Here is a 12,342-nt window from a genome sequence, read left to right as displayed (position 1 = left end):
GCGTATCAAGCCAGCAAAGGCTTTTTGATAAGGATTTCGAAACCCAGTGCGCCCATGCCGGAACTTGGGCTGGTCACTACCGTGCAATGGTCCAGACCCGCTTCGATGACCAGCGCGCGTGCCTCTTCCAGGGTGACTTTTTCTTCAACATGGGTCGGTGGATAACCCACTGAAGCGCGCATTTGAGTGAACTTCTCCAGCAAGTCGGGGGCGACGTCGCGGCGCATGTCGTGCACCAGGCCAACCCCGCCCGGCTGCAGTACGCGATACATTTCAGTCAGGCTTTTCAGCTTGTCCGGCAAGTGATGCAAGGTGGCACGGCTTACCGCCATGGTCAGGCTGTTGTCGGCGAAGGGCAGGTCCAGGGCATCGCCGACCTTGAGTTCGATGGTATCGCTCAGGCCTAGCGCTTCGATGCGTGGTCGGCCTCCTTCGAGCATGGTTTCGTCCAGATCCAGGCCGATGAAATGCCAGCCTTTCAAAACCGGGTCGGCCGCCAGACGCACCGGGACCACGACGGTGGCGGTGCCGATATCGACCAGGGCGCCCGGCGGCAAGTCGCGGGCAATCTGGCGGATGCGGGTGACGAACAACACATCCCAGGGTTCCAGTGCTTGCGAGGCAAAGCGGTCGTACTCGTCAGCAGGGCGTAGATTTTTCAATAACATGGATACGTTCTCGTCTTGGTTAGCGTTAGAAGAAGATTCAGCGTTGAACTAGCCAGTGCGTGTGGCTCATTTCTTGTCTTACAGCCACCCCACTGGAACGGTGGCCAACAACTTGCGCGCGGCTTTGCTGTTGACACCGAAAGCAGGGCGATCGCGCCGCTCGATGGCATGCGCGACCATGGCCGCCACCCGGCCACAGAGCCCCAGGCCGACACCCCAACGGGCTTGGGTCACGCCGAGATCGAGCAGGGCTGCGGCGGTGATGAAGTCAATATTCGGACGTAGGCCTTTGCGCTCCAGAACGTGGGCACAGACAACGTCGTAAATCTCCAGATAGCGCCCCCCGAAACCCCACTGGGAAAACAGGGCCCTGATGTGCGGCGGTCGTGGGTCCTGCACAAACAGCGGATGGCCAAAGCCAAACAACAGGTTGCCCGGCTGATCCAGCGCGAGGTCGACCGCTTGCCGTATGTCAGCAGGGCTGGCTTGCGCACTGATGGTCTTGAGCCAGGTCATCGCTTCTTCTGCTGCGCCGACATGGTTCGGTCCGCTGGCCATGAAACCGGCCGCCACGGCCTGGGCAAGGGTGACACCGGTGCCGATGGCGGTACGGGGTACCAGCACCGTCGGCGTGATGTAGCCGAAACCGGCGTGCCAGGCCACCAGCAGGGCATCAACGACACGAATGGCTAATGGGTCGATATCGGTCGCGCCCATTGCCGTCAACACGACCTCGGCGTGATGCGTCGATGCTGCGCCGGGGGCGCCATAACCGAGCGCCGTTTGCAGAAAGTGCGGCGTTGAAGCAACGCTGACCAGGCCCTCGATAAAATCCTGATGCGTAGGCAAGTCGCGAACGGTGGCTTCGATCAGGACAATATGTTCCAGCGCTGCCAGATCACCGAGAAGGCCGCAGGCGGCGGCCTGAACGATGCCGGCACCGCTGTCGGCCACGGCTTCGATGCCACGTCGATAGGCAGGCTCCGCCGACAGGTGGCTGGCAATGCGTACCAGAAGGGCGTCAACGGCCTGGCTCTCAGCAGGGGTCGGCAGGCTGCCAAACCACGCCAGCCATAGCGCCGTGGGGAAGTCGACAATGCCGATCAGGTCATTGAGGTTGCGACCCCTGACCCACAGCCCTTCATTAGGCTCAATCGTGGCGCCGTCGATATTGGTACCGCGATACAGGGTGCGTGGTCCGCCAAACAGGCTCTGCGGCGGTGTGGGTATCAGCGTGTCGGCCTGTGCCAACTCATCAAGCGCAATGCCGCAGTGGGCGACCAGCAGGTTTTCTATTGTGTGTGCGTGTTGCGTGACCGTCGGCAGGATGTTGGCGAAAAAATAATGGGCGGTCTTGACCTTGCCACGGTAAAAAGCGGCTTCTTCGGCACTCAGTGGCTCGCGCAACTGACGCTCGGCCAGGCAGGCCGATTCAAGCAAGACCCAGGCGCTGGCGGTGAGACCGAGCATTTCCAGGAAGCGGGTATAGAACTGGCTGGTTTCGTGTGTGCGGCCTTCACGCACGTGCTCATTGATACGGGTTAGCGCCTGCTCCACGGCAACCATGGCGTTTTCCAGCGCCGGGAATTGGTCGTGCAGCTCAGAACCGACACCCGTTGTGTTGTTCAAGAAGGCATCCAGCTCTTCGCGCAGAAACTTGATCAGGCGTGAGTTCCTGCCAAAACCGAGCTTGTCGCGCACCAGGTCCTGGGACTGGATGTAGTTGGTCCCTTCCCAGATCGACAGGATTTTCACGTCGCGCGCATTTTGCTCGACAGGGTAAGCATCGGTGTAGCCGATACCGCCATGCACTTGTATCGCCAGTTCGCAGATTTTCCAGGCCTGGTCTGAGACGAATGCCTTACACACCGGCGTGAACAGCAGCACCAGCTTGCGGTATTTTTCGACCTGGGCTTCGTCCAGTACCGGCTCGGCTTCCAGGGCAAATGCCTGGGTCGATGCGCCGGTCAACTTACCGAGCAGGCCACGGCAACCTTCTACCCGAGCCTTCATTTCCAGCAGCATGCGCTGCACGTCGGCGTGTTCGATGATGGCTACAGGCGGGGCGCTGGCATCGGAGGTGCGACTGATTGCACGGCCCTGGAACCGTTTGCCGGCGAAATCGACTGAATGCAGATAAGCGCTGGAAGCCAGGCCCAAGCCGATAATTGCCGTGCTCATACGGGCCTGGTTCATCAAGGGCACCAGTTGCAGCAATCCGGCATTCTTGCGGTCGCCCAGCAGTACGGCGCGGGTGGTGCCGGTTCGACCAAACACCAGTTGGGTATTGGCGCAGCCCTTCAATCCCATCTTGCGCAGCAATGAAGTGCACTCGACATGGTTGTCTTCCAGCTCGCCCGTTTCGGGATTAGGCCAGAAGCGCGGCACCAGCAGGCAGGACAGCGAGTAGGAGGTCGAGGTGGTGGTATTGATGCGGCCCAGGACAAAGTAAACGGTGTTTTCGGTCAGCGTATGCATGCCCGCCGAGATGTAGACCTTTTCGCCGCTGACGGCGTATTCGCCGTTTTCAAGGGGTTTTGCGACAGTGGTGACCGCTGTCAGGTCGCTGCCGGCCTGCTGCTCGGTGGCGCAGAAACACGCGTCCCAGTCGTAGCGCTGAAGCTTGCGCAGGTACGTTGCCTTTTGCGCTGCGGTAGCGTGCAGCTTCAACAGCTTGATGGCCGGAAAATTGAAGCCGCCGTAGGTCATGAACGCCGGATTGGCGCCCATGAACATTTCCTGGATGGTTTGCCGGATCAGGGGTGGCAAGGCCGGTTGCTGGGATTCGCTGTCGATGCCCAGCACCTGAATCCACTCTTCCTTATAGCGCTGCCAAAGTCCGTGGAACTCTTTGGGGATTTCGACCTTGCCGTTTTCCAGCAAGTGGCATTCCTGTCGGTCGGAGGCTTGATAGGCCTTGCCTAACTCATAAGCGAACGCCCTGGCGCGCTCCAGCAAGGCATCGTAGTAGGTACGATTTTTGTCGTTGAACGGCGCCCGTGTGAGAAAATTCTGGTCGGTTTTATGCAGTTCCCACAAAAAAAAGCGAAGCTCACGCAGGCTGACTTTATAAGCAGACATAGGTTTTCCTGATTAATAAGCGGTGTGTATCTGGGTTCAGGCGCCAGCCTGGATCTCGGCCACAATGGCGCCAGCGGTGCCGCACAACGCCGCATCCCAAAGCAGGGCGGTGGCTGTTTTACCCTGAGGCAGGGTGGCGCGCAGGCGCATAAGCGACAGCAAGGGGGCCGCGCTCGAGTGGTGCGCGCGGGCACCGAGTTCGAAATGTCGCTCTTGTGCAATGCCCAGTTCGCGACTGACGCCCAAGGTGAAGCTGTCGCTGAATCCGGCCGGTAATACCCAATCGATATCACTGGCTTTCAGGCCGGAACGTTCGATTGCCGTTTGCGCTGCGCTCACCGCCATCGGATGCAGGCGCTCAGCCAGAGCGGCAGGGGTCAGCCCCCAGGGGTTGTCAATGGCCGCGCCATAGTGCACCGCCGAGGCGCGTATCGCCCCCCAGCCAGGCGTCGTCTGAGCGTCGCCATCGAGCAAGATGGCGGCTGCGCCGTCGCCGTACACAACCAGATCCCCCCAGGCGCGAAAGAAGGGGTAGAGCCACTTATCGGACGCCACCAGCAGCACCTTGCCGCCGAGACTGACCAGCGCTTCGATCATGGTCAGTGCGTTGAACACGCCGCAAGTACCCGATTGGCCGATGGCGAACGGCAACGCGTTGGGCAAGCCCAGTGCATGCTGGATACGGCCTGCGACCGACTCATTAATGCGTTGGTTAAGGGCGCTATTGGTCACCACAATATGGGTCACCTGTGCCAGCGTTTCTGCCGGAACCTGTTGACGCAATCGCGTGACCGCTTCCAGTGCCAGGTCGGCGCAGCTTTGCAAGGGTGGCGCTACCGGCAGGGCGATGCTCGCCGTGGGAAGCAGTCGACGCTCTTCTTCGGCGTCGATCCTGCCTTTGCCACGAGGCATGGAAAAGACCGCCGACTTGTACAACAGATGGCCATAGCCGATGTTTTTTTCCTGAGCTTGTACCGCCCGGAACGGGGTCGTATCGGGGACGTGAGAAGCGATAGCGCGGATTCGAAGCATGAGGCTATTCCGTGACCGTAAGTGAGGTGGAGAAAAACTCGGAAAACTGCTGCTTCAGCTGCTTTCGGTCGATCTTGCCGTTCGGATTGCGCGGTAAAGGCGAGTCATGGAAGGACACATGCAACGGCACCATATAGGTCGGCAGTTTGTCCCGGCACAGCTTGATCAGTGCCTGGGCGCTGGTTTGTATCTGCGGATGGGCGAACAGGCTGATGATGATGGCTTCGCCCTGTTGCGGATGCGGTACACCAAACGCTGCCGCCTCGGTCACGTCATCCACGGCAAACAGGATTTCTTCGACTTCGGTGGGGCTGACGCGATAACCGGAGGTCTTGATCATGTCGTCGCTGCGCGCAACGAAATACAGATAATCGTCGCTGTCGCGGTAGACGATATCGCCCGACCAGACCGCTGTTTCGGTGCGCGAAATCTGCTGGTCCGGGTGTAACCAGGGACGAAAGCGTTGAGCGGTCAGTTCTGGATCATTCCAGTAGCCGAGCGTGACGAACGCCCCGCGGTGCACCAATTCACCGTGCTCTCCAGCGGCACATTCGCTGCCGTCCTGGCGCATCACGCGAATATCAGCATTGGGGACCGCCTTGCCGATGGAGTCGGGCCGTGTGACGGCCGCTTCCGGCGCCAGGTAGGTGGAGCGGAAAGCCTCGGTCAAGCCGTACATCAGGTACGGCAGCGCATTGGGAAATGCGGCTTTGAGTTTTTCCAGCAAAGGCGGCGGCATATGCCCGCCGGTATTGGCGAAGCAGCGAATGCGAGCGCCGGCAGGCTGCGGCCATTGCACTGACGCCAGTTGCATCCACAGTGGCGGTACGCCGGTAATCACGGTGACGCCATGGGCTTCACAAAACGTCGGGACTTCACCCGCTTGCAGGAAATCCAGCGGGGCGTAGCAAGCACCGCTGACCAGCGCCGTGGTCAGCTGACTGAACCCGGCATCGAAGCTCAGCGGCAACACGCCCAGGATGACGTCATCGGCCCGCAAGCGCAGATAGTGAGCGACGCTATAGGCGCCAGACACCAGGTTACGTTGCGACAGCACCACGCCTTTGGGCCGTCCCGTAGAGCCGGAGGTGTACAAAATGGCCGCAGGATCACTGTCTGTGACGGCGGCGTATGCGTTGAAAAACGCCGCATCGGTCAGCGTGTTCAGGGTCTCGGACTGTAGTTTTTCCAGTTGCCAGGTATCGAGTTCGATGTCATTCAACGCCGCCTCGATGCGTCTTAGGCGTGCCCCCGTACTGATGAGCAAGCGAGCACCGCTGTCCAGCAGGATATGGCGTACCTGTTGCTCTTTGAGCTGAGGATTGATGGGCACCAGGATCGCACCCCGGGCATTGATTGCCAGGAACATGACGACGGTTTCGTACTGCTTGCCCGTATAGACTGCGACGCGTTCGCCCGCTTGCACGCCGCTATCGGCCAGCTTCTTTGCCGCCAGGCGCACGTCCTCCAGCAATTGGGAATAAGTCGCCATCTTTGCGCCTTGCGCGAACGCACGGCGGTCGCCATGGTGTTGGGCGCTGTCTTTCAACAGGTCGTACAAACTGATGTGGGCGGTCATAGTGACGTCCCTAGGATTGGTGGATATAGGTGTGTGCCGGGCTCTGCGAGAGGAAAGCGCTGACGCTGTACGTCTGGTTGTAGGCGCCGCAGTTGTCGAAGATCACCAGATCGCCCACGCTCGGCGGGGCCGACAGTTCATGACTCCAGCCGATCACGTCGGCGCGGCTGCAGGTGCTGCCAACAAACTGGATCGGCAACGGGGGCGCGTCACCCGGTGCCTGTTGACGCCGCAGCAGGCGCGGCTGTGCGTAGTTCTTCAACATGGCCTCAGTTTTGGCCAGCAGGAAGTTGTGGCTCAGGCCTCCGTCGCAGACGGCAACGTAGCGCTCACCCAAGGCTTTGACTGAACGCACGCGGGTCACGAAAGTGCCTGCGCCAGCGAAGACGCCACGCCCGGACTCGTGTACGACCTTGAAGTCTTTTTGCAGCGGCGCAATGCGCTGGCGATAAGCGTCAAACGTCTGCGCCTGGTTGTTGAAGTGCTCGGAGAAACCGCCACCGACGTTAAGAAATTCAACCGGCATGCCGGTGAGGCGTGCTACTTGTGGCGCGAATGCAGCGAGCGCATTGGCAAGGGCGGCGGCATCGGCACCCTTGTCATCGATGTGAAAGCTATTGGAGCCCGCAAACGTATGGAGGCCGATGATTGGCACGTTGGCCTGGGCCAATGCAACCGTCGTCAGCAAGGCGTCTTGGCGACTCATGCCGAAGTGGTCCGCCGGGTGTTTGCCCGAGCTGACCAGTTGGCCCGCGTTCAAGCGCAAAATCGTTTGCGGCGCGGTCTGTTTGCCGATGACGCGAATCAGTCTCTGCGCCTGCTCCAGGCTATCGATGATGAACGTGCAGCGTGAGGCCAGGGCCGCGCGCATGAAATCTTCATCCATTGACGGATTGTTCACGTATTTGGGGGTGTTGATGCGACCCGCCACAATATCGAGTTCGCCCAGGCTGGCCAGCTCCACACCGTCGACGAAGGCATGGCCGCAGCGGATCAACAAATCCAGGTTTGGATTGGCCTTGAGCGACACAATCAACGGTGTACCCAGACGCTCGCGTAAATCAGCGTAACGCGCCTGTACGACAGTGGGGTCCAGTACGTAGCAAGGCGTTTTCAGATTCAGCAGCCATTGGTCGGTCGTTGCGTCGTCGCTTCTGACAGGCGCGCAGGCGGTGGTCATGGTCATGTCAATTCACCGGATGAAGGGTCAATGCCGAAAATGAACCGTTGTCCGATTCCGTTATGTTCATCAGGTGCGCCCCGGCATCGACCTTGCTCAAGCCAATATCGGCAAGGTTGATCGCCAGGTCCGAGCCAAAGGAGTGGCCTTTGTTCAGAATGTTGTCGGAGTAGAGCGTGGAGGAGGGAATGGCCATGGCGCCACAGAAGGCTTTCCAGCCAGAGTGGTTGGAGTTGTAAGGCAAAATGCATGAAAAATCGCTAAGCGCCATGCCACAGTCGGCCACGGCTTCCTTCATGACTTTGCGGGTGTAGTGCCACTCCAGATTGAACATTTCCTTTTTCACCGCGTTGTTGGTCACGGAGCCCAGATACCAGCTGCCGTAATTGCGTACGGCCGTTGCACCGACCCGGTTACGCCGGCTGTTACGGGTCACCAGCAAGCACCCTGCGCCATCACTTAAGATGCTTGCCTGCAACACTCGGAAACGCTCGATAAAGACGCGGTCGGACGACACGATCAGCACCGAGTGCAATTGGCTATGGACATTCATCAAGGCCTTGGCCATCTGAATGGCGACGCTGATCGACGAGCAATTGAGCTGTGCGATCGAGCCGGCCCAGACAGGCTTTATGCCGAATGCAGTGGCCACTTCCATGGGCAGGCTGCGTGGCGCCGGCGGTACGCTGAATAGCCCGGTATGAACATGGATGACCGCACCGATGTCGCTGCCCTTGAAGCCTTGCTCCTCTTGCAGGCGAGCGACAGCGCGCTTGGCCAGTTCGACCTCGTCGATGTCCGGTGACACATGGAAATAACGGCAACCCGCATTGCGGATCATGTCAAAGCGCTCGGCGGGCAACTTATGGTGCTGAGCCCAGTCATTGAGGTCCTGGCGTTCGCCGGGTAACTCGTAAGCGGCGGCTTCAATACCGATCGTGAAGGGGGCGGGGCTGTTTGTTGCCGCAGTAGTTGGGGGCGTCATGACTGTATTCCTGTTAAGCCGGCATTGGCATGGCGGCGTAGTCCAGCACTCTGAGCTTTTCAAAGGCATCGCTTACACGGGGCGTCAGCAAACCCATTTCGCGGATGGTCGGCACCAGCCGCCGGAAAATGGAACGGCGCATGGAGTTGGCCACTTCAGAACTCCTGACCAGGTGGCTGCACTCTTTTTTGGATAAGCCCATCGGCTCCCATATGTCGTCGGCGCACAGGTGTTCGTACAAGGTATAAGCACCTTCAACCACAAACTCTTCGCGCTCCTTGCGTTCAGTTCCGCTCATTTCCTTGTACACACTGCCCAGCGTGATGCGGCCAATGGCGAAATGGCGCGCCTCATCGCGCTGAATGCGCGTCATCAGGTCTTTGATAAAAGGGTCTTTGGTGTAGGCGACCATGCTTTGAAACAGTGACAGCGCAATGCCCTCCACCAGCACTTGCATGCCGAGGTTGGTCATGTCGAGTTTGCTGGTGGTAATGGTGTCTTCCAGCAGGCCTTTGAGCGCCTTGCTCATGGGGTAGCTGATGGGCAGCTTGTTATTCACCAGGCGCCCGAATGCTTCAATATGACGGGCTTCATCGATGATTTGCCCGGCAGCACAGAGGCGAGCCGAGAGGCTTTCTTCTGCCACCGCCAGTTTCGATGCGCAAATCAGGGCAGCCTGTTCACCGTGCAGTACCTGTGACAGGGTCCAGCCTTGCGAGTGATGGCGAATTTCGGCGCGGTTTTTTTCATTCATTTTGTTCCAGACATCGGTGCCGAAGATCAGCAGTGTGCCGTCCGGCATGCCCAGTGGATTGTCCGGGTTGAGCTCGTAGCTCCAATCGATGTCAGTATTGACATCCCACTGGTTGGCCTTGGTTTTCTGATACAGCGCATTCAAGCTGTCATTGCTGAAATCGTAGGTCTGAGACATGTAAGCCTCGACCGAGAAATTCCACTTGATCGGCTCGCCATCATCCAATGTCGGTTTGTGCTCTGTTTGCATGATCACACCTGTACGTGCGTGCATTTCGGTTGAGAGGTGGTGAACGGCTCATGCACAGGAGATGTGTGCACCTGTGCCGCGAAGTAGTCCAGGTCGGGTAAGAACCACTCGGTGATGGCTGGCGTTTGCGCGGTATTCCAGGCTGCGATGTGCAGGAGGTTATCGCCGCCGTCCCACAGGTCGCGGCGAATCTGTTCGGCGCTGATCCAGACCACCGGCGTCTGTAGCTGGCGCGCCCAGAACAAGGCTTCGTTCCATAAATGGGCGCCCATCGTCACGCGTGGATCGAGCAGATTTTTTGGCAACGCAAGGTCGATGGAAGGCATGCGTACCTGCGCCAGGAGAAGCGTTTGCTCACCGCAGCTGTCCCAAATGTACTGGGCCAGCGTGGACAGCAGGGTGTAGTACTGCTGGTTGTTGACCAGCACAGGCGCGGGATTGTCGTGTGCGTACACACTTCGGCGTGCATAGTCTTGCGTTTCGAGCAGTGGCAGGTTGCGAGCCGAACAAGGGATCGCCAGGTTGTAATCGGGGTTACGCTGCAACAGCAGGGAACAGGTTTGCGCGCTCTTCACATTTCACCTTCCAATGCATAGTGCAGATCAGGCGCGAGGGTTATCTGGGCAATCGAAAAATAGCCGTTCATTGCCAGCGAAGAAACGATGCAATCGCTACCCGTGTGCGCGGAACCCGCGCCCAGCTCCCCCAATAGCGAAAGCCAGGGATCGCTGCCGAATGAATGGCCAAATCGTTGATAATGGTCGGCGTGCACAGAAGAAGTGTCGAAGCACTTGAACAGCGCGCGGCGCGACATCTCTGGAAAAAACGGTACTGCAATGCCTAGACCTGGCCGGCTTTCGGTGAAACTGCGCAGGTTGCGTCCTAATTGCAGCAGCGCATTAGCCTGGCTTGAAGTGCCGATGACCAGCATGTTTTTGGCCTCTGGAATCACGTCAATCACTAACGTGCAGATGCCAAAACCGGAATTCCCCCAGCGGTTGTTGCCTAACCAGTAAGTAAAATTGTGGATATCGGTATCGACAATCTGCAGTAACAGCCTGCGACGACCGCTGAACTGAGCCTTCCCCTGGATATATCGCAGGATGAAACCCCAGCCCGTGCATTCATAGGCGTTGGTGACCCAGTCAGGACGGCGCCCATACTGGGTGGCTATCGCCTCCTGGAAATAGCCTGCATGTGGCGAACCGTCTGCCAAAAATTGTGACAGCACGGTAGAGCTCACCACGTAATCGTCGATAGGGCCTGCGTCGCTTGCATAGCGGCAAGCCTCATCGCCTACCCGCTGCCCCAATGCCAACGCTGCATCCTCCAGGCCCACCTGGGGCGACACAAAGGGTGTTTCTGTACGCCGATAAGCGACCGTGTGGACCCTGAAAGCCGGAACGGTGCCCAGCGGCGGCGTTGATGCAAAGGGCTGCGAGTTCGACATGTTGAGCTTCTGGTATGAGGGTGGCTGGCGATCAGGCGACTTGTTGCTGCTGCAACTGCGAGTCGATTTGCTCCAGAGTGGTGTACTGCGTGATATTGAGTTGTTCAGGGTCAATCGATCCGTAGAGCTGTTCGCAATAGACGATCAGCTCAACCACGTTGAGTGAATCGATACCCAGTTCGCCCAAACCGACATGGGTATCGACGGATTCGATATTGAGAATCTTGGCGGCTTCTTTCTTCAGAAGTTCCAGCGTGTTGAGGGTTTCAGTCGTCATTGGTGCATCTCCTGGGGTTAAAGCGGATTAAAGTGAGTCGGATACGGGCTTGGCTACGCGCATGCTTGCGCGCAATTCGTGATAACAGCGGTAAGAGCTGCCTTCCATTTTGGTAAACGCCAACAGGTCACGCTGGTCGAGAAAACTCGGTACGGCAGAGCGGCTGACCAGATGCAAAAGCAGTTCATTGGAGGCGAATTTCAGTGCCAGCACGCGGTGCACGTCTTCGCTCTCATAGCGGTCGGACAGCGTCTTGGTACGGGCGGCGGCAGCGATGAAGTCGCGTGACGCGCGCTCGTCGGGTGTCAGTTCGAGGCGGCCCTGACTTGCCAGCCAGTCAACATGGGCCATCAGTGCGCGCACCAGGAAAGGCCGTACCGTCGTCAGGTATTTATTGAGTACCGCAGGGCCGCCCACTTTCAGACGATCTTCCTGGGAAACCTGCACCGTGCCCTTGACGTTGCCCAACTGCACGACATCGCCGAGAAAGGGCTCGCCGCAGAGGGTTCGCTTGAGGGTCTTGTATTGCTCGGGCCAGACCAGAAAGGCCGAGGGGAAAAACGAGCCCGGCGTGCGGGCGGCAACGATTGCCATGCCATCAAGGTTGGCGTACATGCCCCATAACTTGTCGATATGCAGCTTGAAACCATCCCCTTCAGGCTGGGCGACAGTGCGCCAGCTAGTGAGGGTAGGGCCGCCGGCATCACTCATCAGAAAACGCAGGGCACTGCCCGCATCAATGCTGGCGCGCGCCCGTTCGTATTGATCCGGCGTCAGGAACAGCGAAAACAAATGGGCGAAGTTCTGCATGAACGATCGGTAGTGCAACGCCAGACCGTCTTGCTGAATGCGCTCCAGAATATGTTCCAAGTCATGGCTCGGCTGCGACAGGGCCACCGAGGGGCGGTTTAATTGCTCGGCAGGCTCATAGTCTTGCGGTGTCTGCGAAATCAACATATCTGAATCCATCAGTCGCACTGAAGCGCGCGAAATAATATGGATCAAGTGAGCAGGCAGTTCGCCGTATGTCGATAAGCGATGAAGAACCGGTTGTGCACACACATTCAATAATGAATGGCGTGACGAA

11 protein-coding genes are annotated in these 12,342 nt (G+C 58.7%); all 11 read right to left on the bottom strand.

All coding sequences use genetic code 11. The features are described 5' to 3' along the window. Positions 1-5: 5 nt before the first annotated feature. The 11 genes from ACP7BE_RS12450 to ACP7BE_RS12400 all read right to left on the bottom strand — a co-directional run bounded on the left by ACP7BE_RS12450 (position 6) and on the right by ACP7BE_RS12400 (position 12,212). Positions 6-668, bottom strand: coding sequence for a class I SAM-dependent methyltransferase (locus ACP7BE_RS12450; RefSeq protein WP_094999489.1), 663 nt, complete (start codon positions 666-668; stop codon positions 6-8). Positions 669-746: 78 nt separating this feature from the next. Then, positions 747-3,749, bottom strand: a complete 3,003-nt coding sequence (locus tag ACP7BE_RS12445) for a citrate/2-methylcitrate synthase (RefSeq protein WP_323166035.1) — start codon at positions 3,747-3,749, stop codon at positions 747-749. Positions 3,750-3,785: 36 nt separating this feature from the next. After that, positions 3,786-4,781 (bottom strand): hypothetical protein, encoded by a 996-nt coding sequence (locus ACP7BE_RS12440; RefSeq protein WP_426106020.1) that lies wholly within the window; start codon positions 4,779-4,781, stop codon positions 3,786-3,788. A 4-nt stretch (positions 4,782-4,785) separates the two neighbouring features. Beyond that, a complete protein-coding gene (locus ACP7BE_RS12435) occupies positions 4,786-6,360 on the bottom strand; it encodes an acyl-CoA ligase (AMP-forming), exosortase A system-associated (protein ID WP_426106018.1) in 1,575 nt (524 codons plus the stop codon). 10 nt (positions 6,361-6,370) lie between these two features. After that, complete coding sequence (locus ACP7BE_RS12430) at positions 6,371-7,546, bottom strand: alanine racemase (RefSeq protein WP_094999486.1); 1,176 nt, start codon at positions 7,544-7,546, stop codon at positions 6,371-6,373. A 1-nt stretch (position 7,547) separates the two neighbouring features. Then, positions 7,548-8,525 carry a 3-oxoacyl-ACP synthase gene (locus ACP7BE_RS12425; protein ID WP_165484547.1) on the bottom strand — a complete coding sequence of 326 codons (978 nt, stop codon included), beginning with the start codon at positions 8,523-8,525 and terminating at the stop codon, positions 7,548-7,550. A gap of 13 nt (positions 8,526-8,538) precedes the next feature. Beyond that, positions 8,539-9,528 (bottom strand): ferritin-like domain-containing protein, encoded by a 990-nt coding sequence (locus ACP7BE_RS12420; RefSeq protein WP_426106015.1) that lies wholly within the window; start codon positions 9,526-9,528, stop codon positions 8,539-8,541. Positions 9,529-9,530: 2 nt separating this feature from the next. Continuing rightward, a complete protein-coding gene (locus tag ACP7BE_RS12415; protein ID WP_094999483.1) occupies positions 9,531-10,103 on the bottom strand; it encodes a hypothetical protein in 573 nt (190 codons plus the stop codon). Next, on the bottom strand, positions 10,100-10,978 hold the full coding sequence (locus ACP7BE_RS12410) for a hypothetical protein (RefSeq protein WP_426106013.1): 879 nt from the start codon (positions 10,976-10,978) through the stop codon (positions 10,100-10,102). The genes ACP7BE_RS12415 and ACP7BE_RS12410 overlap by 4 nt, the downstream gene beginning before the upstream one ends. A gap of 31 nt (positions 10,979-11,009) precedes the next feature. Beyond that, on the bottom strand, positions 11,010-11,255 hold the full coding sequence (locus ACP7BE_RS12405; RefSeq protein ID WP_094999482.1) for an acyl carrier protein: 246 nt from the start codon (positions 11,253-11,255) through the stop codon (positions 11,010-11,012). A gap of 27 nt (positions 11,256-11,282) precedes the next feature. Continuing rightward, positions 11,283-12,212 (bottom strand): hypothetical protein, encoded by a 930-nt coding sequence (locus ACP7BE_RS12400; protein WP_317757502.1) that lies wholly within the window; start codon positions 12,210-12,212, stop codon positions 11,283-11,285. Between the last annotated feature and the right edge of the window lie 130 nt (positions 12,213-12,342).

Source organism: Pseudomonas sp. TWR1-1-3 (genome assembly GCF_049896805.1).
Classification (GTDB): Bacteria; Pseudomonadota; Gammaproteobacteria; order Pseudomonadales; family Pseudomonadaceae; genus Aquipseudomonas; species Aquipseudomonas bubulae.
This window is presented reverse-complemented; position numbering and strand designations above follow the sequence as displayed.

Bases quoted from the DNA above. Each gene is read 5' to 3' on its own strand.
- ACP7BE_RS12440 (WP_426106020.1), bottom strand. From the start codon at position 4,781: ATGCTTCGAATCCGCGCTATCGCTTCTCACGTCCCCGATACGACCCCG.
- ACP7BE_RS12410 (WP_426106013.1), bottom strand. From the start codon at position 10,978: ATGTCGAACTCGCAGCCCTTTGCATCAACGCCGCCGCTGGGCACCGTT.
- ACP7BE_RS12435 (WP_426106018.1), bottom strand. From the start codon at position 6,360: ATGACCGCCCACATCAGTTTGTACGACCTGTTGAAAGACAGCGCCCAA.
- ACP7BE_RS12400 (WP_317757502.1), bottom strand. From the start codon at position 12,212: ATGTTGATTTCGCAGACACCGCAAGACTATGAGCCTGCCGAGCAATTA.
- ACP7BE_RS12445 (WP_323166035.1), bottom strand. From the start codon at position 3,749: ATGTCTGCTTATAAAGTCAGCCTGCGTGAGCTTCGCTTTTTTTTGTGG.
- ACP7BE_RS12425 (WP_165484547.1), bottom strand. From the start codon at position 8,525: ATGACGCCCCCAACTACTGCGGCAACAAACAGCCCCGCCCCCTTCACG.
- ACP7BE_RS12450 (WP_094999489.1), bottom strand. From the start codon at position 668: ATGTTATTGAAAAATCTACGCCCTGCTGACGAGTACGACCGCTTTGCC.
- ACP7BE_RS12405 (WP_094999482.1), bottom strand. From the start codon at position 11,255: ATGACGACTGAAACCCTCAACACGCTGGAACTTCTGAAGAAAGAAGCC.
- ACP7BE_RS12420 (WP_426106015.1), bottom strand. From the start codon at position 9,528: ATGCAAACAGAGCACAAACCGACATTGGATGATGGCGAGCCGATCAAG.
- ACP7BE_RS12430 (WP_094999486.1), bottom strand. From the start codon at position 7,546: ATGACCATGACCACCGCCTGCGCGCCTGTCAGAAGCGACGACGCAACG.